The 24,584-nt window shown below is 60.1% G+C and carries 25 protein-coding genes and 1 pseudogene; 14 read left to right on the top strand and 12 right to left on the bottom strand.

From position 1 onward, the window contains the following. Positions 1-283: 283 nt before the first annotated feature. Positions 284-952: a glutathione S-transferase family protein gene (locus DCS96_RS01540; RefSeq protein WP_116472610.1), complete on the bottom strand. Its 669-nt coding sequence runs from the start codon at positions 950-952 to the stop codon at positions 284-286. 24 nt (positions 953-976) lie between these two features. Continuing rightward, entirely contained in the window at positions 977-1,591 is a 615-nt protein-coding gene (locus DCS96_RS01535) for a glutathione S-transferase family protein (protein WP_116472609.1), read from the bottom strand. 96 nt (positions 1,592-1,687) lie between these two features. On the opposite strand from DCS96_RS01535, the gene DCS96_RS01530 reads away from it, so the two are divergent. The 4 genes from DCS96_RS01530 to DCS96_RS01515 all read left to right on the top strand — a co-directional run bounded on the left by DCS96_RS01530 (position 1,688) and on the right by DCS96_RS01515 (position 5,411). Next, positions 1,688-2,278, top strand: a complete 591-nt coding sequence (locus tag DCS96_RS01530) for a TetR/AcrR family transcriptional regulator (protein ID WP_116472608.1) — start codon at positions 1,688-1,690, stop codon at positions 2,276-2,278. 163 nt (positions 2,279-2,441) lie between these two features. Then, on the top strand, positions 2,442-2,996 hold the full coding sequence (locus DCS96_RS01525; protein ID WP_116472607.1) for a cytochrome P460 family protein: 555 nt from the start codon (positions 2,442-2,444) through the stop codon (positions 2,994-2,996). A 56-nt stretch (positions 2,997-3,052) separates the two neighbouring features. Then, on the top strand, positions 3,053-4,369 hold the full coding sequence (locus DCS96_RS01520) for a tetratricopeptide repeat protein (RefSeq protein ID WP_116472606.1): 1,317 nt from the start codon (positions 3,053-3,055) through the stop codon (positions 4,367-4,369). A 100-nt stretch (positions 4,370-4,469) separates the two neighbouring features. Further along, positions 4,470-5,411, top strand: a complete 942-nt coding sequence (locus DCS96_RS01515; RefSeq protein ID WP_116474483.1) for a class I SAM-dependent methyltransferase — start codon at positions 4,470-4,472, stop codon at positions 5,409-5,411. Between the two features lie 98 nt (positions 5,412-5,509). Here DCS96_RS01515 and DCS96_RS01510 read toward each other — a convergent pair whose 3' ends face one another. After that, positions 5,510-6,079 (bottom strand): anti-virulence regulator CigR family protein, encoded by a 570-nt coding sequence (locus tag DCS96_RS01510; protein WP_232818161.1) that lies wholly within the window; start codon positions 6,077-6,079, stop codon positions 5,510-5,512. Between the two features lie 248 nt (positions 6,080-6,327). Here DCS96_RS01510 and DCS96_RS01505 point away from each other — a divergent pair, with 248 nt between their 5' ends. After that, a complete protein-coding gene (locus DCS96_RS01505; protein WP_116472605.1) occupies positions 6,328-6,798 on the top strand; it encodes a copper chaperone PCu(A)C in 471 nt (156 codons plus the stop codon). Positions 6,799-6,910: 112 nt separating this feature from the next. On the opposite strand, the gene DCS96_RS18655 is transcribed toward DCS96_RS01505, so the two are convergent. Continuing rightward, complete coding sequence (locus DCS96_RS18655; protein ID WP_198649895.1) at positions 6,911-7,051, bottom strand: hypothetical protein; 141 nt, start codon at positions 7,049-7,051, stop codon at positions 6,911-6,913. A 33-nt stretch (positions 7,052-7,084) separates the two neighbouring features. Next, positions 7,085-7,375 (bottom strand): DUF302 domain-containing protein, encoded by a 291-nt coding sequence (locus tag DCS96_RS18650; RefSeq protein WP_198649894.1) that lies wholly within the window; start codon positions 7,373-7,375, stop codon positions 7,085-7,087. Between the two features lie 191 nt (positions 7,376-7,566). On the opposite strand from DCS96_RS18650, the gene DCS96_RS01495 reads away from it, so the two are divergent. The 3 genes from DCS96_RS01495 to DCS96_RS01485 are packed head-to-tail and all read left to right on the top strand — an operon-like array spanning position 7,567 to position 10,367. Further along, positions 7,567-8,550 (top strand): TRAP transporter substrate-binding protein, encoded by a 984-nt coding sequence (locus DCS96_RS01495; RefSeq protein ID WP_116472604.1) that lies wholly within the window; start codon positions 7,567-7,569, stop codon positions 8,548-8,550. A 3-nt stretch (positions 8,551-8,553) separates the two neighbouring features. Continuing rightward, entirely contained in the window at positions 8,554-9,063 is a 510-nt protein-coding gene (locus DCS96_RS01490; protein ID WP_116472603.1) for a TRAP transporter small permease subunit, read from the top strand. After that, on the top strand, positions 9,063-10,367 hold the full coding sequence (locus DCS96_RS01485; RefSeq protein WP_116472602.1) for a TRAP transporter large permease: 1,305 nt from the start codon (positions 9,063-9,065) through the stop codon (positions 10,365-10,367). The genes DCS96_RS01490 and DCS96_RS01485 overlap by 1 nt, the downstream gene beginning before the upstream one ends. Positions 10,368-10,880: 513 nt before the next feature. Here DCS96_RS01485 and DCS96_RS01480 read toward each other — a convergent pair. Then, positions 10,881-11,792 carry a LysR family transcriptional regulator gene (locus DCS96_RS01480; RefSeq protein ID WP_116472601.1) on the bottom strand — a complete coding sequence of 304 codons (912 nt, stop codon included), beginning with the start codon at positions 11,790-11,792 and terminating at the stop codon, positions 10,881-10,883. A 78-nt stretch (positions 11,793-11,870) separates the two neighbouring features. Here DCS96_RS01480 and DCS96_RS01475 point away from each other — a divergent pair, with 78 nt between their 5' ends. Then, positions 11,871-12,488 carry a LysE family transporter gene (locus tag DCS96_RS01475; protein ID WP_116472600.1) on the top strand — a complete coding sequence of 206 codons (618 nt, stop codon included), beginning with the start codon at positions 11,871-11,873 and terminating at the stop codon, positions 12,486-12,488. Between the two features lie 23 nt (positions 12,489-12,511). On the opposite strand, the gene DCS96_RS01470 is transcribed toward DCS96_RS01475, so the two are convergent. Then, positions 12,512-13,858, bottom strand: coding sequence for a DEAD/DEAH box helicase (locus tag DCS96_RS01470; protein ID WP_232818160.1), 1,347 nt, complete (start codon positions 13,856-13,858; stop codon positions 12,512-12,514). Positions 13,859-14,120: 262 nt separating this feature from the next. Beyond that, positions 14,121-14,429, bottom strand: coding sequence for a DksA/TraR family C4-type zinc finger protein (locus DCS96_RS01465; protein WP_456300725.1), 309 nt, complete (start codon positions 14,427-14,429; stop codon positions 14,121-14,123). 134 nt (positions 14,430-14,563) lie between these two features. On the opposite strand from DCS96_RS01465, the pseudogene DCS96_RS19020 reads away from it, so the two are divergent. Further along, positions 14,564-14,668, top strand: a pseudogene (locus DCS96_RS19020) (tautomerase family protein); the annotation flags it as partial. A gap of 332 nt (positions 14,669-15,000) precedes the next feature. Here DCS96_RS19020 and DCS96_RS01455 read toward each other — a convergent pair. The 3 genes from DCS96_RS01455 to fabV all read right to left on the bottom strand — a co-directional run bounded on the left by DCS96_RS01455 (position 15,001) and on the right by fabV (position 18,337). Further along, on the bottom strand, positions 15,001-15,825 hold the full coding sequence (locus tag DCS96_RS01455; RefSeq protein WP_116472598.1) for a mechanosensitive ion channel family protein: 825 nt from the start codon (positions 15,823-15,825) through the stop codon (positions 15,001-15,003). A 9-nt stretch (positions 15,826-15,834) separates the two neighbouring features. Next, positions 15,835-16,827, bottom strand: coding sequence for a hypothetical protein (locus DCS96_RS01450; protein ID WP_116472597.1), 993 nt, complete (start codon positions 16,825-16,827; stop codon positions 15,835-15,837). Between the two features lie 310 nt (positions 16,828-17,137). After that, on the bottom strand, positions 17,138-18,337 hold the full coding sequence (fabV, locus tag DCS96_RS01445) for an enoyl-ACP reductase FabV (protein WP_116472596.1): 1,200 nt from the start codon (positions 18,335-18,337) through the stop codon (positions 17,138-17,140). Positions 18,338-18,836: 499 nt separating this feature from the next. Here fabV and DCS96_RS01440 point away from each other — a divergent pair, with 499 nt between their 5' ends. From DCS96_RS01440 to DCS96_RS01425, 4 genes are all read left to right on the top strand, one after another. Further along, a complete protein-coding gene (locus tag DCS96_RS01440) occupies positions 18,837-20,579 on the top strand; it encodes a DEAD/DEAH box helicase (RefSeq protein WP_116472595.1) in 1,743 nt (580 codons plus the stop codon). Between the two features lie 8 nt (positions 20,580-20,587). Next, positions 20,588-22,195 carry a D-alanyl-D-alanine carboxypeptidase/D-alanyl-D-alanine endopeptidase gene (dacB, locus tag DCS96_RS01435; RefSeq protein WP_232818159.1) on the top strand — a complete coding sequence of 536 codons (1,608 nt, stop codon included), beginning with the start codon at positions 20,588-20,590 and terminating at the stop codon, positions 22,193-22,195. Positions 22,196-22,274: 79 nt separating this feature from the next. Then, a complete protein-coding gene (locus DCS96_RS01430) occupies positions 22,275-22,538 on the top strand; it encodes a GrxA family glutaredoxin (RefSeq protein ID WP_116472594.1) in 264 nt (87 codons plus the stop codon). Between the two features lie 268 nt (positions 22,539-22,806). Next, the gene (locus DCS96_RS01425; protein WP_116472593.1) at positions 22,807-24,021 is read left to right on the top strand and encodes a pyridoxal phosphate-dependent aminotransferase; all 1,215 of its coding nucleotides are present in this window, start codon (positions 22,807-22,809) and stop codon (positions 24,019-24,021) included. 230 nt (positions 24,022-24,251) lie between these two features. On the opposite strand, the gene DCS96_RS01420 is transcribed toward DCS96_RS01425, so the two are convergent. Further along, entirely contained in the window at positions 24,252-24,548 is a 297-nt protein-coding gene (locus tag DCS96_RS01420; RefSeq protein WP_116472592.1) for a DUF1244 domain-containing protein, read from the bottom strand. Between the last annotated feature and the right edge of the window lie 36 nt (positions 24,549-24,584).

The raw sequence follows: 24,584 nt of genomic DNA, 5'->3' as shown, positions 1-24,584 counted from the left end.
ATAACCACTTGAGTTAATTTTTATGATGAGGCCAGGGGACCGACGCCCTCACAGCCTCGGATCGGGGCATATACTGCATGCAAGGCTGCCGGCACTGCAACAGATGAAAGAGTGGAAACAGCAAAAACCGGACCAGGCCGACCCGATAAGGTTGTTATTTCATTATTGGCCAATATCGGCTTGCTTGCCCGCCCCCGATGCGCAAGACACTAGGCCGGACACAAAAACACCCCACCCGGGTACGCGCCGCGGATGAGGTGCCAATAATAACCGGTGCCTCAGGTTAGCGGGTGACCATATTGCGGATTTGCTCGGCCCGCTCTTCATCGCTCAGCTCGGCAGGAGGCGGCGTGACAATGCCTTTCCGACAAGCCGGTCGCTGGGCCAGTTCATCCAGCCAGCGCTGCAGATGGGGGAGCCCCTCGATATCTATCCCGCTCCATTCGTAGCCTCGCACCCAGGGCCAGGCGGCCATATCAGCGATGCTGTATTCATCGCCGGCGAGATAGCGGTACTTGGCCAGCTGGCCATCCATCACCTCGAACAATCGACGGCCTTCATGCTGGTAACGGTCGATGGCGGCCGGAATTTTTTCCGGAAAGTAGCGGTAAAACACATTGGCCTGGCCCATCATGGGGCCGACACCGCCCATCTGGAACATCAGCCACTGGATCACCCGAGAGCGCTTGTTGGCATCATCGGGCAGGAACTTGCCGGTTTTTTCGGCCAGATACAACAGGATGGCACCCGACTCAAACACCGCAAAATCGTCGTTGTCCCGGTCGACGATGGCCGGGATGCGGCCATTGGGATTGATTGCCAGAAATTCCGGCTGCTTCTGCTCCTTGGCGCTCAGGTCCAGCGGATGAAGCTGGTATGCCAGGCCCATCTCCTCCAGGGCGATGGAAACTTTAAAGCCATTGGGCGTCGCGGCGGTATAGAGGTCGATCATGGTCATCTTCCTGGTTCGGGTGATTTACAGGGACAGGATAGCGGGCCGCGCCGCCACCTGCTGCTGCCAACGCTGCAGATGAGGCTGGCTCTGATCGGCTTCGATATCCATCCGGCTGATAAACTCCATCAATACATAGGCACAGATATCGGCGATGCTGTATTCGTCACCGGCCAGATAGGGCGAGTCGGCAAGCCGCTGGTCCAACCTGGGCAAGAAGGCCTGTACCCTCGCCTTCGACTCGTGTCCCCAGGCCTCGACGCAGTTTTCCCGATCCTGATAGACCCGGGTCAGGTTACGAAACGCCTGAAACGCCGGCACCAGGCCATCCAGCTCGACGATGCGATGCCACATTTCCACCCGGGCACGCTCAAGCGGGGTATTGCCGAACAACGAGGTGTCAGTGGGAGAGCACTCGTCCAGGTAGCGGCAGATAGCCACCGACTCGCACAGATAGTTGCCGTCATCCAGCGCCAATAGCGGAATGCGGCCGTTGGCACTCATCGCCCTGAATTCGTCGCTCAGGTTTTCGCCACCGCGGATATCCACGGGAATCCGTTCGATTTCAATGCCTTTTTCCGCCAGAAAAATACCGACACGACGGGCGCTAGGCGAAGCAGCCAGTTCATAGAGTTTCATCATCAATCCTTTTTCTAAACGTTCGGTTAGGTTACAATTTACGCCATTACGGAATGAACGGTCAACAATCAAATAGATCCCTTAAAGTGAAGCAATATGGCCAGAAACTGCAACTTTGACAGACAGGAAAAACTTATCGAAGCCATGGAGCTGTTCTGGCAGCAAGGCTATGCCAATACCTCGATCGCGGATCTGGTGGCACATCTGGGCATCAACCGCTTCAGCCTGTACAACAGCTACGGCGACAAGCAACGCCTGTATCGGGAGGCGCTCGACTACTATCTGGAACATGTCTCTTTTCCACCGGTGGAGGCCATACTCCATCCCCGGGCCGCCCTCGGTGAGGTTCGGGACTATATCAGCCGCTTTATTGCCCTGCAGCGTAACCAGCAGTACGGCTGCTTCCTGCAAAACGCCGTGCTGGAGCACGGCCTGACCGAGCCCTTTGTGCAGCAGGCCAGCGCGCGGCTATTCAGCCGGCTGGAGCAGGCATTTGCCCGGGCACTGACCAATGCGGGCCAGACGGGGGAATTAAAGGCGGACGTGGTGCCGGAGAAAGTCAGCCGCTTCCTGCTGCTGCAACTGCAGGGTATACGGGTGCTGGGCAAGGCCGGTCAGTATCAGGTGCTGAGTGACGCCACCGAGGTGCTGCTGGACTACCTTTCCACTCTAAAATCAAAACTTTAGATACTTTTTTAGCACCAGCATCTACAAGACGGGCTAATCGGCCATCCCCAGACCAGGCCCGCTCCTGTTTTATGGTCCATGCTTACTGCACCCATAACCGCATGACGGCTCCGGTGACAGCCTGCCGGAGGCGGCCATGCTTCTCAACGGCAGGAGCTGAACGATGAACAGGATAATACCGGGTACCTTGCTGGCCGCGTTGATGGCGGGGCCATTATCCGCCGTGGCGGCCGATCTCGCCGAACAAACCTATGGCCGCTACGTGGATCAACAAGGCGGCATCTCACTGCCCGAGGATGCACGCTCAAGCTGGCCCCATCTGGGCTCCTGGATAGTGGAGGATCCCGAAGCGCCCGGCCATGGATTCCACGATGTCTATACCCAGCCGGAGGCGGTGCAGGGATACAGGGACACGGGGGCCTTTCCGGACGGCACCATATTGATCAAGGAAATCCGCAGCATTGAATCCGGCACCAAGACCACCGGTCAGGCTCAATGGGCCGGCGAACCGCAAATATGGTTTGTCATGGTCAAAGACGACAAGGGCCGTTTTGACAGCCCGCACTGGGACAAGGGCTGGGGCTGGGCATTATATGAAGCCAAGGATCCCAGCACCAATGTCTCCAAGGGCTTTGCCGAGACCTGCCAGACCTGTCATGTTCCGGCAGAGGCGACCGGCTGGGTATTCATCGAAGGATATCCGACCCTGAAGAACTAGCGGTCGGCGGTGCCCTCCCCGGATGGCGCCGCCTTTGCCATTGAGGAGTCATCAAGATGCTCACCGATAAACAAGGAAACCCGCTTACCGGGGCCACGGCGGAGGCCGTGACCCTGTTCGACCAGGCCGTGACGGCATTCAACCTGTATCGGGGCGACCCTGTCGAACTGCTCGACCGGGCCCTGGCTGCCGCCCCCGATTTCGCCATGGCACCGCTTATGAAGGCCTGGCTGTTTGCAGTGGCCACCGAGCCGGAAGCCACCGTTTACGCCCGTAGCCTGGTAGACCACACCAAGACCCTCAGGCTTGGCGAGCGCGAGTCTTCGCTGCTTGCCGCCCTCGAACTGCTGCTCGCCGACGGCTGGAGCGCCGCTGCCCTGGCGCTGGATCGGCACTGCATGCACTATCCCCGTGACCTGCTTGCCCTCCAGTGCGGACACCTGCTGGACTTCTACCGCGCCAACGCCCGCGAGCTACGCGATCGCATTGCCCGGGCACTGCCGTACTGGTCACCCGACATGCCGGGTTACTCCATCCTGCTCGGCATGTATGCCTTCGGGCTCGAAGAAAACGGCGATTACGCCCGGGCCGAAGCCACCGGCCGGCAGGCCGTGGCCATGGAGCCGCTCGATTGCTGGGCTCACCATGCGGTCACCCATGTGATGGAAATGCAGGGCCGGGCCGAAGACGGCATCGGCTGGATGATGATGCGCGAACCCTATTGGTCCGGCGATGACAACTTCTTCAAGGTACACAACTGGTGGCACCGCGCGCTCTACCACCTGGATCTGGATCAGCAAGACCAGGCGCTGGCCCTCTATGACGGACATATCCGCGCGGGCCGCAGCAGCATGGCACTCGACATGGTTGACGCCTCGGCGCTGCTGTGGCGCCTGCAACTGGCGGGTTTGGCACTCGGCGAACGCTGGCAGGAGTTGTCCGAGGCCTGGGACCAGCATGCCGACGGCCGCCTCTACCCGTTCAACGACTGGCATGCCGCCATGGCCTGCCTCGGTGCCGGACGGGAGCGAGCACTGGAGCGGCTCCTGCAAGCCTGCCGCACCACCGGCCGCGAAACGGGAGAAGCGGCCGCCTGGATGCGGACCACGGGCCTGCCGCTGATTGAAGGTTTCGTGGCCTTCTGGCGGGGCGACTACCCGCTGGCGGCGGAAAAGCTCCATGGGGGGCGCTATATCGCCAACCGCTTCGGCGGCAGCCATGCCCAGCGCGATATCATCGACTGGACCCTGGCCGAGGCGGCGGTGCGCGGCGGGCTCAACGACCTTGCCCAGGCACTCGCCAACGAACGTCTGGCGCTCAAGCCCCACAGCGCCGTCAACCGCCGTTTCCTCTCCGGCATCATCACCCGCTGAATGAAGCGCCTTCGGCTGCCCCCATGACCCTGCTTGCGGGTGGCCATATCGAAAGCAGGCCGCTAGAATGGCGCCTGCTTTTCTTGCCGGACTGATACTCATGGATCCCACCGCCCTGCCCACCCTGTATGCCCACCTGCAAAACGCCCTTGGTAGCGCACCCGACGAAGCAAGGCGGCTGTTCCACGGCCGGGGCCGCTGTTGGCCGGGGCTGGAGCAGCTGACCGTGGACTGGCTGGACGGCCAGTTGCTGGTGGCCTTGTTTCGGGAGCCGGAACCGGCCTTCATGACAGGTCTGCAAGCCCTGCTGCGGGAGCTGACCGGCCAGGAGGTCTGGCGGAACAGCGGCGCCCGCGCCCTGCTGCTGCAGCATCGCAGCCGTGAAGGCGCGCCGCTGGAAGTACTGTGGGGAGAACTGGAACCGGAGCCCAGGGTCCGTGAGCAGGGTCTGAACTATCAGCTGATGCTGGGCCGCAACCAGAATCACGGCCTGTTCCTGGATATGCGTTATGGCCGCCGCTGGGTACAGCGCCAGGCCCGTGGCAAGCGGGTACTCAACCTGTTCGCCTATACCTGCGGATTTTCGGTGGCGGCGCTGGCCGGCGGGGCCGAGCAGGTGGTCAACCTGGACATGGCCAGATCCGCCCTGGCCCGGGGACGGGACAATCACCGGCTGAACGGCCACGACCTTGGCAAGGTGACCTTCCTCGGCCATGAGTTGTTCAAGTCCTGGGGCAAGGTGCGCAAGCTCGGGCCCTATGAGCTGATCATCATAGATCCGCCTTCCTTCCAGAAAGGCAGCTTTGCGCTGACCCGGGACTACCAAAAAATCCTGCGCCGGCTACCCGAGCTGCTGACCGACAACGGCCGGGTGCTGGCCTGCGTCAACGATCCGGACATTGCCAGCCGGTTCCTGATCGACGGCATGGCGGAGCAGGCCCCCCGGTTGCGCTTTGTCGAGCGGCTGGACAATCCGCCCGAGTTTGCGGATATCGACCCCGAAGCCGGGCTCAAAGCCCTGGTATTTGACCACCAGGCATGATTGACGGCACCGCTTGTCCCTCCTCGAACAAGCCCCCTCCATGCAACAGCCCCGGTGGATGAGCCAAGCCGGGGCGCGTCTCTGTTCAGCGAACGATGTCAGTCGAGAATATGCTCCAGGATCAGGTGAATATTCCGGGTGGCAATCTCAACCAAAACCGCATCCCGACCGACCCGGTGCCATTCATAGCCATCGTAATGGGGCAGCCGGCTGTACAGGTGCGGATCAAATTGCTTGGCAATTCCCGGGGGCAGCGGCTTGCCCCGTTTAAGGTTCATGCGAATACCCGGGGGCAGGGCCTCGTAATCATGGTGGTGATGGTCAACCTGGCGGTGGTAATCCCGGAAGATCAGCCGTACCCGGGCCTCATCTATCGAGGGGCCATGGTGGCCGTCCCTGTGGTTATCACGACGATGCGCCCTGTCTCTGTCGTTGCCCTGCTGATCTTCCCGGTAACGGCGATGCTCCCGAGCTCTGCCATTGTCCTGACCGTTCCCCTGGTGATCATTATCTTCATGGTGGCGCGCCTTGCCGTGGGCCTGTTTGAACTCTTTATGGGCCCCGTGGCCCTTGCCTTCCGGCGGTTCGGCCAATACCGGCGCGGCGGCCAGCAGCAGACCCATGGCACAACCCAGCAGTGAAGTACGACCCGTATTGAAGTTAGCCATAGTGCGTCCTGTAGCAGGGAGAGGTTTCACATCAGCATACTGCCGATACCGATCCCTGGCAAAGGACCGGCAGCGGTAGTAAGACCTTTCCTGACGCCTGACGTACTCCGTTATTGCAAGACGACTTTCCCCATAGGTGCTCAGCTCATGCCCTGAATGGAGCTGACTTCTGTCCACATCCCGTTACAATGGGAACGCATTTCATACGTGGCCCAAACCACCCGGCCACCGTACCTTGAGGATAAAATATGTTCATTCGTTCACTGCTTGCTTCCGTCATCCTGTTGACTACCGCCACCGCCCAGGCCCATGAATATCGGGCGGGCGCCTTGCAGATCGATCACCCCTGGAGCCGGGCGGTACCGCCCATGGCGAAGGTGGCCGGCGCCTTCATGAACATCAATAACCAGGGCGACGAAGAAGACGCCTTGCTGGGCGCCCGTACCCCGCTGGCAGAACAAGTGGAAATCCATCAGAGCATGATGGAAGGCGACATGATGCAGATGCGGCAGCTACCTGCACTGCCGATACCCGCCCATGGGGATGTGACACTGAAGCCGGGCAGCTACCACCTGATGCTGATCAACCTGACCGGCCAACCCAGGGAAGGAGACAGGTTCCCGTTGACCCTGCAGTTCGAAAAGGCGGGTAAGGTAGAAGTGGAAATCGCCGTGGAATCGGCAGTAAAGAAAGATGCACATGCCGGCATGCATCATTGATGCTTGACGAGCCCGGGGAGTATCTATCAGCCAGGCTGCTCACCGGGAAGGTCATCTATCTTGTTCTTGGCCCCCTGCAGGCAAAACTGCAGGGGGAGTTGATTGAGCAGCCTTATTCGCCGGCAGCCTGATCGGCCGTGGCTGCCCCGGCGAAGCTGGCCAATGCCGCCTCCACCTTATTGAGCACCTCATCACAACCTTCGATGCCGTGGCGTTGCGCCAGGTATCGGGGGTCGTTGTAAGACAGCCACACCTGCTCGGCTTCGTCTTCCCGGATCAGCGCCTTCTAGGGCAGATCGATAGCCATGCTCTGGCTGCACTGCATCAATGGCGTGCCGACCCTGGGGTTACCGAAAATAACCAGTTCGGTGGGCCGCAGGGTTTCCCCGATCTGCTGCGCACCCCGGGCATGATCGATCCGGATAAACACGCTCATGCCCTTGGTGGCCATGAGGTTTACTAGCCGGTCAGCGGTCGTTTTGACGTCGTAATCGCTCTTGACGCTGATCAGGCCGTTATCGGCGGCAAGCGCACCGGAACAGGCAGCCAATATCAGGCCACACATAAACTTGTGCATGGGTACTGTCCTCGTTAAATCCACATGACACCCAATGGACCCGCCGCCGGGGATAATGCTCCCACGGCGGGCAAAAAACCACTGGGGGAAGGACGCAATTGAGTACATCATGGTCGCATATGAGACCATAATTCATGCTCCGAGCCCTCAGACTCGAGAGGACGCACCATACTCTCAGGGATGTAGACCATATGAAAAGCTCACTTTCGGCCCTTGCACTGGCACTTTCGACACTGATGCCCCTCCACGCCGTTGCCGAAACCAGAATGGATTTCTCCAACGAATACAACTACAGCTCAATACACGCCGAAGGCGACAGCTACTTTATCGGCAAGGTCAGCGAACTGACCAACAGCGAGGTGAACATCACCCTGCATACCGGCGGCGCCCTGGGCTTCAAGTCGGCGGATCATTTCTATGCGGTAGCCGACAACGCCATCCAGATAGCCGATACCCTGGCCGGCACCCTGGGCGGCATAGACCCGATATTTTCCCTGTCCTCCCTGCCCTTCCTGGCCAGCAACGAAGATCAGGCAGAAAAACTGTACCGGATAGCCCGCCCCCATTACGAAAAGGTCTTCGCCGACAACAATCAGGTGTTGCTGTACGCCTCCCCCTGGCCGGCCAGCGGCATCTGGGCAAAAAAGGAAGTGGCCTCAAAAGACAGTATTAAAAACCTGAAGATCCGCACCTATGACAAGAACGGTACCATTACCCTGCGGGAAGCCGGTGCCTCACCGGTGAACCTGTCCTGGGCCGATGTGGTGCCCCAGCTGTCGACCGGCGGCATCGAAGCCGTGCTGACCTCGGCGGAAGCCGGAGCCAACGCCAGCTTCTGGGAACACCTCAATCACTACAGCGCCATCCAGTACGCCATCCCGCTCAATATGGTGCATATGAATAAAGACGAATTTGACAGGCTCGACGATGCCCAGCAGCAGGCCATCCTGGAGGCGGCCAGGCTGACCGACGCGCATAATTGGCAGGAAGTCCGCGCGCGGGTGACCAAGAACTATCAGCAGCTGGGCCAGCACGGGGTTAGCATCAACGACCAGCTGCCCGGAGAATTCACCACCCAACTCGAGCAGGCGGCAGCAAAAGCCATCGAGAAATGGGTGGAGGAAACCGGGGAGCGCGGCCGGGACATCCTGGCTCGGTTCAGGCAGGAAGGCTGACCCATGGCCCGCCTGTTAGGCTACATCACCCGCCGGCTCAATCAGCTGGCGGGACTGCTTGCCATGCTGCTGATCCTCTATATTGCGGGGCATATTCTGCTGGAGATCGCCATGCGGCTGTTCGGAGCCTCCACCTTCGTGCTCGACGAGTTCGTCGGCTACGCGGTGGCCACCCTGACCTTCCTGGGGCTGGGCTACTCGCTGGAGCGGGGCTCCCTGATCCGGGTAAGCGTGTTGCTGGACAAGTTGCCGCGCCGGCTGCACTGGCTACCCGAGCTGGCCTCTACCCTGCTGGCACTGTTTTCCTTCGCCACCCTCGCCTGGTACTGGGGGCACAACGTCTGGCGCAGCTATCAGCGCGGCACGGTCAGCGACACCCTTGCCGAAACGCCGTTGTGGCTGCCCGAAGGCATGGTGCTGCTGGGCATGCTGCTGCTCTGCCTGACACTGCTGGCAAGGGCCCTTAGCCTGGCCGCCGGCGATGTTCCCACCACGGCAAAGGGAGAGGGGTAATGGAAACCGTATTGATAGCGGCTGGGGTCATCGGCTTGATTTTCCTGGTGTTGGGGCTGGGTACCTGGGTGTTCGCCGGCCTGGTGGCGGTGGCGCTGGGGTCGCTGGTCTGGCTGGGGGATTTCAACCTGGATCGCGCCGGGGTGATCCTGAGCCGCATCCTGTTCCGTGCCGGCAACGCCTGGGAACTGTCGGCGATACCGCTGTTTATTTTGATGGGCGAGCTGATCTTCAGGTCGGATATATCCGACCGGCTGTTCCGGGGGCTGGAACCCTGGGCACAGAAAATACCCGGCGGCATACTGCATACCAATGTCTTCGGTTGCGCCATCTTTGCCGCCGTGAGCGGCTCCAGTGCCGCCACCACCGCCACCATCGGCAAAATCACCACCAGCGAGCTGTCGCGCCGCGGCTATGATCGCAACCTGTCGATCGGCTCCCTGGCGGGCGCCGGCAGCTTGGGGCTGTTGATCCCGCCCTCCATCGTGATGATCGTCTACGGCGTGCAGGCCGAGGTGTCGATCAGCCAGCTGTTTATGGCCGGGGTGATCCCGGGCCTGCTGATCGCCCTGCTGTATTCGGGCTATATCGTCACCATCGCCCTGAGGCGGCCGGACAAGGCCCCCCGCCGACTGACGTCCGAGGTGTCCATGTTCTCGAGCCTGGCATTGCTGGCCCCGGTGATCATCCTGATCCTGCTGGTAATGGGTTCCATCTATTCGGGCATCGCCACGCCTTCCGAAGCGGCGGCGGTCGGGGTGGCCGCCACCCTGGTGCTGCTGGCGCTGGAGCGGCAACTGAGCTGGACCCTGTTCAAAGAGTCGCTCGCCTCCACCGTGCTCAACTCCACCATGGTGTGCAGCATACTGGTGGCGGCCGCGCTGCTCTCTACCGCCATGGGTTACCTGCACCTGCCCCGGGAGCTGGCCGGTTATATCGCCAGCCTGGAGCTGTCCCCCGCCCTGCTGCTGGTGGCGCTCGCGCTTTTTTATATCATGCTGGGGCTGTTCCTGGACGGTATTTCCATCACAGTAATGAGTCTGCCGATCACCCTGCCCATCGTGATCCAGGCCGGCTTCGACCCCATCTGGTTTGGCGTGTTTCTGGTGATTATGGTCGAGCTCGGCCAGATCACCCCGCCGGTCGGCTTCAACCTGTTTGTGCTGCAGGGGCTCACCGGCGAACGCATCGGCCGCGTCGCCTGGTCGGCCATCCCCTTCTTTGTGCTGATGTGCCTGGCGGCCGCCATCGTCAGCATCTACCCGGAGATAGTGCTGTGGCTGCCGAATTATCTGTCCGGCTGAACGGGGTGAACTTGCCTGACTAAACGGCAAAAGCGGCCCTTGAATTATCACTGGGATAGATCAAGGGCCGCTGTTTTACCATTTAGCGCTTGGCATGGTTTAGCGCATTTCGGTATCTGGACAGATGCAGACAGGCCATTGACCTTGATCCCATCAGTGAGCATCCTGGCTTTTTTACAATGGCGGAATGACTACAGCCAAATGACTGCTTATAGTGCGCTACTACATAACTGACACAAATACCGCACCATTTCGAGACAGAAGTCAGGATTCGATAAGCAGACCCTCCGCGCCATGGATGGCGCGGCGGAGCCCCCAGGGATGGGTTTACGGCGAGTCTGCGTTCGAGCCTGATTTCTGTAGCACAATTAGGAACAGTTAGTTAGACCCCCAATACGCAGGAAACCATGGGCGAGCGTTATTTCCGTGATATTGATGGGCTCGCCATCTTGACGTTTAAAACAGCGCTTTATGAAACGCCTCTAACCGTATCTGTCGCGCATCAGCCAGGGGCTAGGAAATAACGGATTGCAGCCAGGCCTGCAGATGGGCATGGGCGCTGCCGACAGTTGGCTCCCGTTCTGCCAGCAGGCAGTAGCTGCTGCCGTCTTCCGTAAAGCCCATGGGGGCAACCAGTACGCCGGCTTCCAGATCATCGCGTACCAGCTGGTAAGGACCGATGGCCACGCCGAGACCGGCCACCGCCGCCTGCAGGCTGAAGTAGAAATGCTCGAAGGTTTGGCCCGGGGCCCGGTCTGCCAACGCCAGACCGGATGCCGTCATCCATTCCCGCCATGCCTGCGGACGGGTCTTGGTGTGCAGGCGTGGCGCCTGGGCGCGCAGCGCCGGAACCGCCGCCATATCGAAAAACTGCTCCACCCTGCCGGGATGACACACGGGGCCAACCTGTTCATTGAACATCCGGCAGGCGTACAGGCCGGGAGGCCAGTCGAAGTCATTGCGGCGAATGGCCAGATCGATGCCACTGTCAAAAGAGACAGGCCCGCCCCCGGCCACCAGATGGATGTCCAGTCCGGGATGTAAGACCTGGAAGGCGGGCCAGCGCGGGATCAGCCAGCGCATCAGCAGGGTCGGCTCGCAGGAAACCACCAATGGCCGCGACTGTGCCTTGTCCCGCAGCTCGCGTGAGGCCTGGCGGATCAGCCCCAAGCCATCGCTTACCGCCCGGAACAGCTTGTGGCCGGCATCGGTCAGGAAAACCCGGCGGTTACGCCGCTCAAACAAGGCCACACCCAGATCATCCTCGAGCTGGCGCACCGCACGGCTGATGGCCCCATGGGTAAGATGCAGTTCATCGGCGGCCCGGCTGAAGCTTTCGGCCCTGGCCGCCGCCTCGAAACAGCGCAGCGCCGTGAGTGAGGGAAGCTGAGACGCCTCTTTCTGTGAGCCAAATTCACACTTCATGTCAGCATTGATCGTTATTCATCACGGCTCTGCCGCTTTAAGATCAGGTTCTTTATTGAACCTTTAGGGATACTCATTATGACTGAACTGTTAGCAGTAGTCACCATTACCCTGTTCGCCGTGATCAGCCCGGGTCCGGACTTCGCCATGGTATCGCGCAACAGCCTGATGCTGTCGCGCCGGGCGGGCGTACTGACGGCGGTGGGTATCGGGCTGGGGGTGCTGGTGCATGTGAGCTATACGGTGCTGGGGGTGGGTCTGCTCATCCAGCACTTGCTGTGGCTGTTCAACACCATCAAACTGGCGGGGGCCGCATACCTCGTCTACCTCGGGATCAAGATGCTGCGCGCCAGATCTGCTCAGGTGGCCGATACGGCCAGGTTGACCCCCTTGTCGGACCTGACCGCCCTGCGCACCGGCTTCTTCACCAACGCCCTGAACCCGAAGACAACCATCTTCATCCTCAGCCTGTTTATGCAGGTGGTGCAACCCACGACATCGTTGACGGTACAGGCAGGCTACGGCGCCTTCATCTCGCTGGCGCACATCGCCTGGTTCACCATGGTCGCACTGTTCTTTTCCAGCAGCTCGGTGCGCGACCGGCTGCTGGCGGTCCGCCACTGGATTGAGCGCGCCTTCGGCGGCCTGCTCGTCGGCTTTGGGCTTATCCTGGCCGCCGCCAGCCAATCACGATAACCCGGCAGTTAACGGCCGCTGGCTCAGCTGTTTGTGGGCTTCTTGCGCTTCATCGGCGCCATGCCGTCATCGGATCCCAGGCCGGTACCCGGCTGGAAACGATCACTGCGATCCTGGGGCGCCTTGACCACGGCCTTGCCCGGCTTGCGCGAGCCCGGAGCGGCCTTGCCCTTGTGACCGGCGTGCTTGGCCGCCGGGCCGCCTTTCGGCGGGTGGGCCGGTTTGCTGGGGGCGGGCTTAACGCCCTTGAACTTGCCTTCCAGCCCGGCGATGGTCATAAAACCGAGCTCCCGCTGCAAGAAGCGTTCGATCCGCTTGAAGGCATCCCAGTCTTTGGGACCGACCAGGGAGACCGCCGTGCCCTTGGCGCCGGCTCGACCGGTACGCCCGATGCGGTGCACATACTCTTCCGCTTGCTTGGGCATATCGAAGTTCACCACCAGCGCAACCTGCAACAGATCCAGGCCTCGGGAGGCGACATCTGTGGTGATCAAAATCTGCTGCTGGCCACGGCTGAATCCGTCCATAATGCGGTTGCGCTCCGCCTGGCTCATCTTGCCGCTGAGCGCCGTGGTCGCCAGCCCCTGCTCCTGCAGCAGGGCCGCCAGCCTATCGGTGTCGGCGCGGGTGGCGGTGAATACGATCGCCTGCGGATAGCTTTCGCTGGCCAGGATGTGATGCAGCAACGCCTGTTTGTGATCCAGGTGGTCACAAAGATAAAGGCGCTGTTCGATATCCAGGTGCTCGGCGTTGGCCGCCCCCACCGCAATGCGCTTGGGTGACTTAAGCAGCTTCTCGGCCATGGCGTCCACTTCGGCGTGATCGAGGGTGGCCGAAAACATCAGCGTCTGGCGACGGCGATGATCGGCCGCCTCGTTGATCTGGTTCAGCTCCTTGGCAAAACCCAAATCCAGCATGCGATCCGCCTCGTCCATAATCAACAGCTCCAGGCCATTGAGGTTCAGCGAGCGCTCATCCAGATGGTTCGCCAGCCGGCCTGGCGTGGCCACAATCACGTGCGGCTCTCTGCGCAGCGCCTTGAGCTGATCGTTGAAGTTTTCACCGCCCAGCACCAGGGCGATATTGATGGAGGTGCCGCTGGTCAGGGCGCGCAGTTGCACATACACCTGCTTGGCCAGTTCTCGGGTCGGTGCCAGGATCACCGCGCGCGGATCCCGCTTGCTTAAGGCCCGGGTTTTAATCAGCCGGTGTATCGCCGGCAGCAGAAACGCCAGTGTCTTGCCGGAGCCGGTTTTTGATGACGCTATCAGATCATGGCCGGTAAGCGCCGCCGGGATCGCCCGGGACTGGATCTCGGTAGGCGTGTCTATACCCAGATGATCCAGTGCCTTTAGCAGGCGGGTATCCAAGCCAAAATCTTTAAACTGTTCAGTTTGCTGCGTCAACGTGCTGCTCCGATCAAGTGGTGAGTCATGCCAGGGGCGTATCCTGGGAGGAAACCGGGGGAAAAGGAAGAAAAAAGGACGTCCATTGTACAGAAACTTTAACGGCAGAGCCAAATCCGGCGCATTCGGCACGGGCCTGTTATCACCGCCCGGACCCACGCCTCATGGGCAAGGTCCCGCACGGCTGGCTAATGGGTTGGCATTCATCCATTGCCGGTACCATGAATTATCTTAGCTGGCTGTCCTTGCTCCCGCGCCGGTTGATGACGGCCTGCGTCGTCCGCTGCTTTTCCAGCGCCGACTGGCAGCTGACACAGAGGCTGACGCCGGGCAAGGCCTTGCGCCGCGCCTCGGGAATCAGCGCATCGCATTCCTCGCAATGGGTCAGGCTCTCGCCCGCCCCCAAGCGGTTTCTGGCTTCCTTGACCGCGTCTTCCACATTGGCGTCTATCTGATCCTGTACCGCCCCGTCTTTCGCCCAACCACTGGCCATATCCTGCTCCTCTTCCAGCCCGCAATTCGTCGCGGCAAACATTTCGGCTGATCCCGCACCTTGAATATACCTTCGCCACCGGGAGCCTGCTTTCCTCTCTCCGACATGAGAGGATAGTGCCCTACGTTAATATCAAGGTCACCCGTGAAGGAGTGAGCTAATAGCAAAAATCGGCCCTTGTAAAAGGTATCACCGATTTGCTGGTCGATGACCTCCAAAAATCCCCGGCAACCACTATGGTCGTTATCGATGAGGTCGACCATAGTGGACTGGGGTATTGACGGCCTCCTCGTCGAGGCATACAGGCGTATGGGAGCTGCGTTTAGCGATGAGACAAAAAATTCCGCACGATGAGCCTTTCGAAATGAGTGCCGTCAGGGTGGTCGCCGGGATTGGCATACCGCTCATTGCGGCACTCTTGAAGTTACCAATTTTAAGCAACACTCTATCACCCTGTGGCCGCCCACAGTTGGGCTACCGCCAGAGCCAATCGGGTGCCCTCTACGCGCTCCCCTGGTCTTGATGCAAAACGACTTGACCGGCAGTGATGCCGGATGACACTGTATAAATCGGTCCTTTATATCGTTTCTCTGCCTTGCAACCTCACCGCTGTTTACGGACTCATCTCAGTACCGCCGGTGGCATAGTCCGCGGGCAGGCGGGCAAAGCTTACCGGCATCTGCCGCAAAGCTGTCTTGCCACGGGCGGTGATATCGGACATAAACTGGAACTGCTGGCGCGGATCCATGGGATAGGCCTTGATACGATAATGGGTGCCCCAGGGTTTCTCTTCCAGCACCACCAGCACCGGCTGGCTCAGCTTGAGATAGGGACTGGACAGGGCCACGTCTTCCAGCACCCTGCGAACCTCATGAGCATCGTGATCCGGCGCCAGATAAAAGCTCACCACACACATCAGACTGGCGCCACCGTTGTTGGCATTACGGATAAGTCCGGTCCACAGCTTCTGATGCGGCACAAACACCACGGTATCGTCAGCTGTCACGATTTCCACCACCCGCATGCCGACGTGCCTCACCTCGCCGTAGCAGCCCTCTACCTCGATCCAGTCACCGGGACGGTAGGGCAACTCATAGGCCGCCACTATGCCCGCCAACAGGCTGCTGACATAATCCTTGAGCGCAAAACCAATAGCCAGGCCGGCGGCCCCCAGAATCGCCAGGGTATTCTGCACCGAAGGCTCGATAAACAACGGCACGATCCAGATCAGGGCAACCAGAATCACCAGGATGCGCGTGGTGGGGATCAGCGCCAGCACAAACAGCCGCCGGTTGCTGTGCAGCCTTTCAGCCAGCCAGGGCAACAGCTTCTGGCTCAGCCACACCAGCATTATCGCCGCCACCACCACCATCAGGGCTTCAATCAGTGTCTGGGTGGTGATATCCCGGAATAACCTGGCTACCCGCTCCGTATCCATGCTTCCCCCTTAAAAGTCGTCCAGCAAATAATCCCGGCCGCCGAGAAAGTCGCGTACCGCCAGATAGCCATACACGCTCAGCCGCCAGCACTCTCGTTCCCGCTCGATAATGCCGAACTGTTCCAGCCGCAACAGCTGCACATTAAGCTGGTCCGGCACCACCACCGGCAGCACCAGCTGCAAGCCCTCGCCGCTCAGGCCCCGGTGCAACAACAGTGAATACAGCACAAAGGCGGTGCTATCGTCCGCTTCCAGCGGCAGCTCTGGCAGCGCCCTGTCTTCATTCAGTCGACAAGCCCATAACGCCAGCGCCAGGCCGACATTGCCCCGCGCCCGGGCGGCGAGCCGGTGGAGCTGCCGATCCGAGCCCTTGATCCCCACCTGACGCAACAAATCCGTTTCGGCCGGGGCAAAGCAGTACACCCGCGGCAAACCGAGTGGCCAGGTCCGCCGCAGGAAAGCAAAGGTCCAGCTGTCACACACGACCAGTCCCTGACCGAATTCACCGTGCAGCAGCCTGGGCAACAGCGCCCGGATAAAACGCAGGCCATCGGCGCTACGCAGCAGGTAACGGGCCAAATCATCAATCACCCAGGGACCACCGATCAGTTTTTGTTGCTGCCACCATTCCTCTACCCGCACCGCCCTCACCAGCTCGATATCCGGTGGAGTCAGCATGACCCAGCCCTGTTGCCAGGCCCAGTCTCGGACGATGGCGGCAGAGCCACTGAACGGCGGATCCAGCAGAAAGCAGACACTGTGTTCATTACCCTCAATCCATCCGGCCAGGTCTTCGCCCAGGGCAGTCACCGCAGGCGTTCGGTCAAACTCCCGGTAGCCAGGCAACCTGATGTCATCCCCCTGCTCCACCGCGTCCTTGCTACGTAGCCCGAGGATGCGCAGCACCCGCTGCCAGGCCTGCTGAAAGCGGGTAACCGTAGGGGCAGCCGGGCAGCAAAATTCGTCTGCCGCTATCAACTGCCAGTGATTGTCGTCGGCCATCGCATTCTCCTTGTTATCGCTGACACGGCAACCAGACCGCCAGCCCTGCGGCTGTGTTGCGCTGAAAACAGGCGGCGGCCATGAAAGTCGGCGCTGCTGACAGTGTAGCCGGTATCACACGCCTAACGTCCGCGTACTCTCCCTGAACCTGATGCACAGGGTAGCCACCTGGCCGGGATCAGGAAACCGGCGTCCTGGTGGCCATCCATCGCCTTGCCTGGACAGCTCCATGCCGGGCTGTCATGCAGGCAAACAAAAACCCCCTGCAGACAGCATCTGCAGGGGGTTTTTAGCGAAGTGTTAAACCGGCTCAGGCCAGCTCAATCACCTCGAAGCTCACTTCCGGGTTGACGTCGGCATCGTAATCGACGCCGGTCAGACCAAAACCAAACAGGCGCAGGAATTCTTCCTTGTAGCCCTGATAGTCGGTCAGCTGGTAGATGTTGTCGTCTTTCACCTGGGCCCAGATCTCGCGGCAGGCATTCTGCACTTCGTCGCGCAGCTCCCAGTCGTCCAGGCGGATACGGTGGTTTTCGTCGAGCGGGGTGGCTTCGCCGCTGTACAGGCGCTCGGCAAACAGACGCTGGATCTGCTCGATGCAGCCTTCGTGAATACCTTGCTCCTTCATCACCTTGAAGGCCATGGAAATATACAGCGGCATCACCGGAATGGCGGCAGAGGCCTGGGTGACCACCGACTTGAGCACGGCCACGTTGGCGGAACCGCCCTTGGCCTTCAGCTTGGCGTCGATGGCGCGGGCGGCACGGTCCAGATCTTCCTTGGCCTTGCCCAGGGTGCCGTGCCAATAGATAGGCCAGGTCAGATCGGTACCGATATAGGAATAGGCCACGGATCTGGCGCCGTCGGCCAGCACACCGGCGTCAGCCAGGGCATTCATCCACAGTTCCCAGTCCTGGCCACCCATCACCTTGATGGTATCGGCAATTTCCTGCTCGTTGGCCGGCTCGACCACGGCTTCCACCAGCACATCCTTGTTGGTATCCAGGGCGGTGGACTTGTAGGGTTCGCCGATCGGCTTGAGCGCGGAGCGCACCACTTCACCGGAGTCGGGCATCTTGCGCACCGGCGAGGCCAGAGAGTAGACCACCAGGTCGATCTGTCCCAGATCCTGTTTGATCAGCTCAATCACCTGCTCGCGGCAGGCATTGGAGAAGGCGTCGCCGTTGATGCTCTTGGCATACAGGCCTTCTTCCTTGGCGGCCTTGTCGAAGGCGGCGGCATTGTACCAGCCGGCGGAGCCGGGCTTTTTCTCGGTGCCCGGCTTTTCAAAGAAGACGCCAATGGTGGCGGCACCGCTGCCGAAGGCGGCATTGATGCGCGAGGCCAGGCCATAGCCGGTGGAGGCCCCAATTACCAGCACCTTTTTGGGGCCCTGCTCCAGGCCGCCCTTGGCCTTGACGTAGGCGATTTGTTCACGCACATTCGCTTCACAACCAACGGGATGGGTGGTGGTACAAATAAAACCACGAACCTTGGGTTTGATGATCATTGGGAAGTTTGCCTCGGTTGTTCGTAAAGAAAGGCTAAAGATACCTTATTCCGGGGCAAATGTGAGGCCTGATGTGATGTTTGAAGCTGCTGGTGATACAGGATCTGTGAGTCATGCCAGGTGTCAGTCGGCTGAAACGCCTCCTCCGCCGACACGCTGTAAATACATCCCTATACGCTCTGTCGCGTCATCCCTGAAGCGGAAGGTCGGCCGACGGGGCTTTCCAGCCGCCCTCTGTCTTCAGTGCTGTCTGCCTGGTGTCCTGCCAAAACACACCGCTGGTTTCATAACTGGCTGAAATATGTTTATCCTTAACCGCTATCAGCAAGTTCCAATTAACCGTATTTTTGTCTCTTTTCGCCGCACAATATTTCAGTGGAATAGCAGGGTGCAACCAAGCCGACCGACGACGGCAAGGATGCCGTCGTCGAGCATACATCAATGTACTTGCTGCGCGTCGGCGTGTTGTGCCTGCCATCGCCAGACTCAGAGAAAAAAGATGTTTACCCTAAGACCCTATCAGCAGGAAGCGGTCACCCGCACCCTGGAGTATTTTCGCCGCCACAGCGAGCCGGCGGTGCTGGTGCTGCCCACCGGCGCCGGCAAGAGCCTGGTGATCGCCGAACTGGCACGCATCGCCCGTGGCCGAGTGTTGGTGCTGGCCCACGTCAAGGAGCTGGTCGAGCAGAACCACGCCAAGTATCAGTCTTACGGGGTGAATGCGGCGATTTTTTCCGCCGGGCTCAAGCAGAAGCAGAGCCATACCCAGGTGGTGTTTGGCTCGGTGCAGTCGGTGGCTCGCAACCTGGAGCCCTTTAGGGATTTCAGCCTGGTGATCATCGACGAATGCCATCGGGTGTCGATGGAAGACGACAACCAGTACCGACAGGTAATTAGTCACCTCGCCAAGCAAAATACCCGGCTCAAGGTGCTGGGGCTGACCGCCACCCCCTACCGGCTGGGGCTGGGCTGGATCTACCAGCAGCACTATCACGGCATGGTGCGCAGCCGTGAGCCGCGCTTCTTCCGGCAGTGCATCTTCGAGCTGCCGCTGCGGCTGATGATCAAGCAGGGCTATCTGTGCCCGCCCGTCCAGATAGACGCCCCCGTGGTGCATTATGATTTTTCCCGGCTGTTCGAGCAGGGGCTGTTCAGCGAACAGGAGCTGGACCGGGCCCTGGCGCGCCAGCCCCGGGTTACCCCCCATATAGTGCGGCAGATAGAGGAATACGCCGTCGGGCGTGAGGGAGTGATGCTGTTCGCCGCCACCGTGCGCCATGCCGAGGAAATCGCCGGCCTGCTGCCCGAAGATAACACCGCACTGATCACAGGCAGTACCCCGGGGCCCGAGCGAGACGATATCATCCGCCGTTTCAAGGAGCGGGAGCTGAAGTTTCTGGTCAATGTGGCGGTGCTGACCACCGGCTTCGATGCCCCCCATGTGGACTTGATCGCCATGCTGCGTCCCACCCAGTCGGTGGCCCTCTATCAGCAGATCGTCGGCCGTGGCCTGCGGCTGTCACCGGGCAAGCAAGACTGCCTGGTGCTCGACTACGCGGGCAACAACATGGATCTGTTTGCGCCCGAGGTGGGCGAGCCCAAGCCCGCCGCCGACACCACCCAGGTACAGGTGCCCTGCCCCGCCTGCGGTTTCGCCAATATTTTCTGGGGCAGAACGGACCAACAGGGCCAACTGCTGGAACATTTTGGCCGCCTGTGCCAGGGCTTGTTTGAAGATGACGACGGCAATAAAGAGCCCTGCGGTTATCGTTTTCGCTTCAAGTCCTGCCCCGCCTGCCTGCAGGAAAACGACATCGCCGCCCGGGAATGCAGCCACTGCGGCCAGCTGCTGGTCGATCCGGACAAACAGCTAAAAGAGGCGCTGGCCCTGAAGGATGCCCTGGTGCTACGCTGCGCGGGTCTGAGCCTGGCGCAGACCAGGGGCAAGTACGGTCCGGCGCTCAAGGTCACCTACCACGACGAAGACGGCACCGAGCTGCAGCAATGGATAGGCTTCGACGACAAGGGCAAACAGGGCCGGTTTTATCGGGACTTTGTGCAGCCCCACTGGCCGGCGCCCGGATCCGAGCCGAACTTTACCAGCCTGGACGAGGTCCTGGAGCAGGCCCAGAAGTTCCGCCATCCCGATTTCGTGATTGCCCGCCAGAAGAAGCGGGGCTGGCAAATTAAAGACAAGATTTTTGATTACCAGGGCCGGTATCGCACCGCCCATTCGTTATAAGTGAGACCATGAGACCACGCCTGTTTGCTTTATTAAAGTCGCTGACCATAGCCCTTATTCCCCAAGGCGAGGAAAAGCGTCAGCTAAGCCGACCGTTGGCGCCAGGGATGGCGCCGCCGAGCCTACAGGGAAGTATTGACGGCGTGTCGGCGTGCTGTGCCTTCCCCCGCCATGCCCGCACAACCTCTTCGGTGCTGGCCATGCTGATGCTGGGCCTGAGCGGGCTGGCCAATGCCGTCACCCCGCCCGCCAACAGCCAGCTCGGCTGGATGCTGGCCGATGCCGACAGCGGCCATATAGAAGCGGCCCGGGGCGAAGATCTGCTGCTCAAGCCCGCCTCCACCCAGAAACTGATCACCACCCTGGCCGCCGCCCTGCAGCTGGGCCCGGACTGGCGCTACCGGACCCACCTCAAGACCCGGGGCCAGATACAAGACGGCACCCTCAAGGGCGACCTGCTGATCGACTTTGTCGGCGATCCCAGCCTGACCCGGGAACAGCTCGGGGCCCTGCTGGCCCAGCTGTCCCGCCAGGGGGTCCGCCGCATTGAAGGTGATGTGCTGCTCAACCAGCAGCAATTCAGCGGCTATGACCTGGGCAACGGCTGGTCCTGGAATGATCTCAGCGTGTGCTACAGCGCGCCGGTGGCGGCACTGATCCTGGATCGCAACTGCGTACAGGGCGCCCTCTATGCCCAGGCGGGCCAGCCGGCCCGGGCCACGGTGCCGGCCCACCAGCCGGTCGAGGTCAGCGCCCAGGTGCAAGTGCTCGACACCGCGGAACGAAAGCGCACCTTCTGCGCGCTGGAAGTGGAGATGAGTCCACCCAACCAGTATCGGCTGACCGGTTGTACAGGGCCGCGCAAAGACCCCTGGCCGCTGCGCTTCGCCATTCAGGATGTGGACGACTGGGGCCGGCAGCTGACCCGCTGGGCCCTGACCCAGGCCGGTATCGTCATCGGCGGCAAGATCACCGCCAGCCGGCAGGATACCACCGGCTGGCGCTCCCTGGCTCACCACGACTCTCCCCCCTTGCGTGAGCTGACCGGGCGGATCCTGTTGCATTCCGACAACCTCTATACTGACAGCCTGCTGCGTACCCTGGGTCGGGTATATTTCGACCAGCCAGGCAGCTTCCGCAACGGCACCCAGGCGGTACGGGAAATACTGCAACAGCAGGCCGATATCGACCTGGGGCCGAGCTGGTTGGCCGACGGCTCCGGGCTGTCGGCCCATAACCTGCTGCGCGCCCGGGATCTACTGGCGGTATTGCTGTTTATGGCCAGGGACGAACGGGCAAACTGGCTGATGGACAAGCTGCCGATCGCCGGTGAAAGTGGCACCCTGCTCTATCGCCGCAGTCTGCTCAATCCCCCGCTCAGGGGCAAGGTGCAGGCCAAGAGCGGCACCATCGCCCATGTGCAGAACCTGGCCGGCTTTATCGATACCAAAGACGGCCGGCGCAAGGCCTTCGTATTACTGCAAAACAACCTGTCGATAAGCCCCGAACAGGAGCAACAAATCGCCCGGGGCCAGGGCGAATGGCCGGCCCGTCGTTTCGAGCGCCAATTGCTGGAAGCCGTGGTCAACGGACAGGCAATAGTCAAAGCCGATTGATGGCTAATGCACTAACGATTTTCATTCCCGATTGCCGGCCCTTATACTGGCGGCAATCTAACGAAACAGGAGAAGGCAGATGTTTGCAGTCATTTTTGGTCGTCCCGGTTGCGCTTTCTGTGTGCGCGCCAAAGAACTGGCGGAAAAACTGACCGAAAGCCGCGAAGATTTCAAATACCGTTATGTGGATATCCACGCCGAGGGTATCAGCAAGGAAGATCTGGAAAAAACCGTCGGCAAGCCGGTGGAAACCGTGCCGCAGATTTTCCTCGACCAGAAACACATCGGCGGCTGCACCGAGTTCGAAGCCTACGCCAAGGAGCACCTGGGCTTGTTCCAGTAATCGTATATTTCAGCAAAGGCGGCCTGCGGGCCGCTTTTTGGTTAAAAATCCCCTTTGACAGCAAATTTTAGCCAAAACCTCCTATTTGCCCCTTTTATTCCGTGAACCAAAAGCCCATTATGGGGCCAATACACGATTCCCCTGGCTTGCCTGCTCCCGGATATATTCCCGTCCCGGTGTCATCCAAACGAGATGAACTTGGCTCGGCGTCAAGTTGTTAGTCAGCAGCGATCATTGCCAGTTATTGAACACGAGGCCGTTAACACCCATGTATTCCATAGAAAAATCACACAAACTGGATAACGTCTGCTATGACATTCGCGGACAGGTGCACAAGGAAGCCCGCCGCCTGGAAGAAGAAGGCCATCGCATCCTCAAGCTCAATATCGGCAATCCGGCCCCCTTCGGCTTCGAGGCGCCGGAAGAAATCCTCAAGGACGTGATTTCCAACCTGCCCACCAGCCAGGGCTATTGTGAATCCAAGGGCCTGTTTTCGGCACGCAAGGCGGTCATGCAGTACTACCAGCAGAAAGGGCTGCGCACCACCGATCTGGACGATATCTATATTGGCAACGGCGTCTCCGAACTGATCGTGATGGCGATGCAGGCGCTGCTCAACAACGGCGACGAAATCCTGGTGCCTTCGCCCGATTATCCGCTATGGACCGCCGCCGTCACCCTGTCCGGGGGCAAGGCCGTGCACTACATGTGCGATGAAGAGGCCGACTGGTACCCGGATCTGGACGATATCAAGGCCAAGATCAGCCCGCGCACCAAGGGCATAGTGCTGATCAACCCCAACAACCCCACCGGCGCCGTGTACGGCACCGAGTTTCTGCTGGAAGTGATTGAAATCGCCCGCCAGAACAAGCTGATCATCTTCGCCGATGAAATCTACGACAAGATTTTGTACGACGATGTCGCCCATCAGTCGGTCTGTACCCTGTGCGACGACGTGCTGGTCGCCACCTTCAACGGCCTGTCGAAAAGCTATCGCGCCGCCGGCTTCCGCCAGGGCTGGATGATGCTGAGTGGTCCCAAGCACCTGGCCCGGGATTATATAGAGGGGCTGGAAATGCTGGCGTCCATGCGATTGTGCGCCAATGTTCCGATGCAGCATGCTATCCAGACCGCGCTCGGAGGTTATCAGAGCATCAACGAACTGATACTGCCCGGCGGCCGTCTTCGCCAACAACGGGACAAGGCCTGGGAACTGCTAAACGCCATTCCCGGAGTGTCCTGCGTCAAGCCCAAGGGCGCCATCTACATGTTCCCCAAGCTGGATCCCAAGGTATACAAGATCAAGGATGACCAGAAGATGGTGCTGGATCTACTGCTGCAGGAAAAGATGCTGGTAGTACAGGGCACCGGCTTCAACTGGCCCAAGCCGGATCACTTCCGCCTGGTCACCCTGCCGCGGGTGGAAGACATCGAAGACGCCATCGGCCGTATCGCCCGTTTCCTCAAGCACTATCAACAGTAAATAGGGAATAGGTTGTCTATAGGGCAGGTATTAACCTGCCCCTTGTCAGAATAAATTCTGACCTACAACAATCCAGAGAGCCGGCATACACCAGTAAGTCAGGTTTTCACCTGACACCTCGCTGTCAGAATAAATTCTGACCTACAACAGACCGGAGATCCGGCATGCACCTGTAGGTCAGGTTTCAACCTGACTCCCTGCTGCCAGAATAAATTCTAACCTACCAGGGCTCAGTCATGCTTGTGGTTGTTCTCGAAGGCAGCCTTCTGCTCGGCGGTCGCCTCGGCCTGATACTGGGCCTTCCACTGTTCGTAAGGCATGCCGTACACAACTTCCCGCGCCTGATCATAGTTCATGTCCACGCCCTGCTCCTGGGCGGCGGCCAGATACCATTTGCTCAAGCAATTGCGGCAGAACCCGGCCAGATTCATCAAATCGATGTTCTGCACATCCTTGCGCTTGTCCAGGTGGGCGACCAAGGCGCGAAAGGCGGCGGCTTCCAGCTCGGTTTGGGTTTGCTTGTCCATTATCTTCTCCATTGAACTAAAGAGTGCCATTATAGC

This window comes from Zobellella maritima, from assembly GCF_003075035.1.
Classification (GTDB): domain Bacteria; phylum Pseudomonadota; class Gammaproteobacteria; order Enterobacterales; family Aeromonadaceae; genus Oceanimonas; species Oceanimonas maritima.
The sequence above is the reverse complement of the archived record's forward strand: the minus strand, read 5'-3'. Positions and strand labels throughout refer to the sequence as shown.

What these genes read in the sequence shown, in the direction of transcription:
- DCS96_RS01540 (WP_116472610.1), bottom strand. Translation starts at nt 952, where the DNA reads ATGATCGACCTCTATACCGCCGCGACGCCCAATGGCTTTAAAGTTTCC.
- DCS96_RS01535 (WP_116472609.1), bottom strand. Translation starts at nt 1,591, where the DNA reads ATGAAACTCTATGAACTGGCTGCTTCGCCTAGCGCCCGTCGTGTCGGT.
- DCS96_RS01530 (WP_116472608.1), top strand. Translation starts at nt 1,688, where the DNA reads ATGGCCAGAAACTGCAACTTTGACAGACAGGAAAAACTTATCGAAGCC.
- DCS96_RS01525 (WP_116472607.1), top strand. Translation starts at nt 2,442, where the DNA reads ATGAACAGGATAATACCGGGTACCTTGCTGGCCGCGTTGATGGCGGGG.
- DCS96_RS01520 (WP_116472606.1), top strand. Translation starts at nt 3,053, where the DNA reads ATGCTCACCGATAAACAAGGAAACCCGCTTACCGGGGCCACGGCGGAG.
- DCS96_RS01515 (WP_116474483.1), top strand. Translation starts at nt 4,470, where the DNA reads ATGGATCCCACCGCCCTGCCCACCCTGTATGCCCACCTGCAAAACGCC.
- DCS96_RS01510 (WP_232818161.1), bottom strand. Translation starts at nt 6,079, where the DNA reads ATGGCTAACTTCAATACGGGTCGTACTTCACTGCTGGGTTGTGCCATG.
- DCS96_RS01505 (WP_116472605.1), top strand. Translation starts at nt 6,328, where the DNA reads ATGTTCATTCGTTCACTGCTTGCTTCCGTCATCCTGTTGACTACCGCC.
- DCS96_RS18650 (WP_198649894.1), bottom strand. Translation starts at nt 7,375, where the DNA reads ATGCACAAGTTTATGTGTGGCCTGATATTGGCTGCCTGTTCCGGTGCG.
- DCS96_RS01495 (WP_116472604.1), top strand. Translation starts at nt 7,567, where the DNA reads ATGAAAAGCTCACTTTCGGCCCTTGCACTGGCACTTTCGACACTGATG.
- DCS96_RS01490 (WP_116472603.1), top strand. Translation starts at nt 8,554, where the DNA reads ATGGCCCGCCTGTTAGGCTACATCACCCGCCGGCTCAATCAGCTGGCG.
- DCS96_RS01485 (WP_116472602.1), top strand. Translation starts at nt 9,063, where the DNA reads ATGGAAACCGTATTGATAGCGGCTGGGGTCATCGGCTTGATTTTCCTG.
- DCS96_RS01480 (WP_116472601.1), bottom strand. Translation starts at nt 11,792, where the DNA reads ATGAAGTGTGAATTTGGCTCACAGAAAGAGGCGTCTCAGCTTCCCTCA.
- DCS96_RS01475 (WP_116472600.1), top strand. Translation starts at nt 11,871, where the DNA reads ATGACTGAACTGTTAGCAGTAGTCACCATTACCCTGTTCGCCGTGATC.
- DCS96_RS01465 (WP_456300725.1), bottom strand. Translation starts at nt 14,429, where the DNA reads ATGTTTGCCGCGACGAATTGCGGGCTGGAAGAGGAGCAGGATATGGCC.
- DCS96_RS01455 (WP_116472598.1), bottom strand. Translation starts at nt 15,825, where the DNA reads ATGGATACGGAGCGGGTAGCCAGGTTATTCCGGGATATCACCACCCAG.
- DCS96_RS01450 (WP_116472597.1), bottom strand. Translation starts at nt 16,827, where the DNA reads ATGGCCGACGACAATCACTGGCAGTTGATAGCGGCAGACGAATTTTGC.
- fabV (WP_116472596.1), bottom strand. Translation starts at nt 18,337, where the DNA reads ATGATCATCAAACCCAAGGTTCGTGGTTTTATTTGTACCACCACCCAT.
- DCS96_RS01440 (WP_116472595.1), top strand. Translation starts at nt 18,837, where the DNA reads ATGTTTACCCTAAGACCCTATCAGCAGGAAGCGGTCACCCGCACCCTG.
- dacB (WP_232818159.1), top strand. Translation starts at nt 20,588, where the DNA reads ATGAGACCACGCCTGTTTGCTTTATTAAAGTCGCTGACCATAGCCCTT.
- DCS96_RS01430 (WP_116472594.1), top strand. Translation starts at nt 22,275, where the DNA reads ATGTTTGCAGTCATTTTTGGTCGTCCCGGTTGCGCTTTCTGTGTGCGC.
- DCS96_RS01425 (WP_116472593.1), top strand. Translation starts at nt 22,807, where the DNA reads ATGTATTCCATAGAAAAATCACACAAACTGGATAACGTCTGCTATGAC.
- DCS96_RS01420 (WP_116472592.1), bottom strand. Translation starts at nt 24,548, where the DNA reads ATGGACAAGCAAACCCAAACCGAGCTGGAAGCCGCCGCCTTTCGCGCC.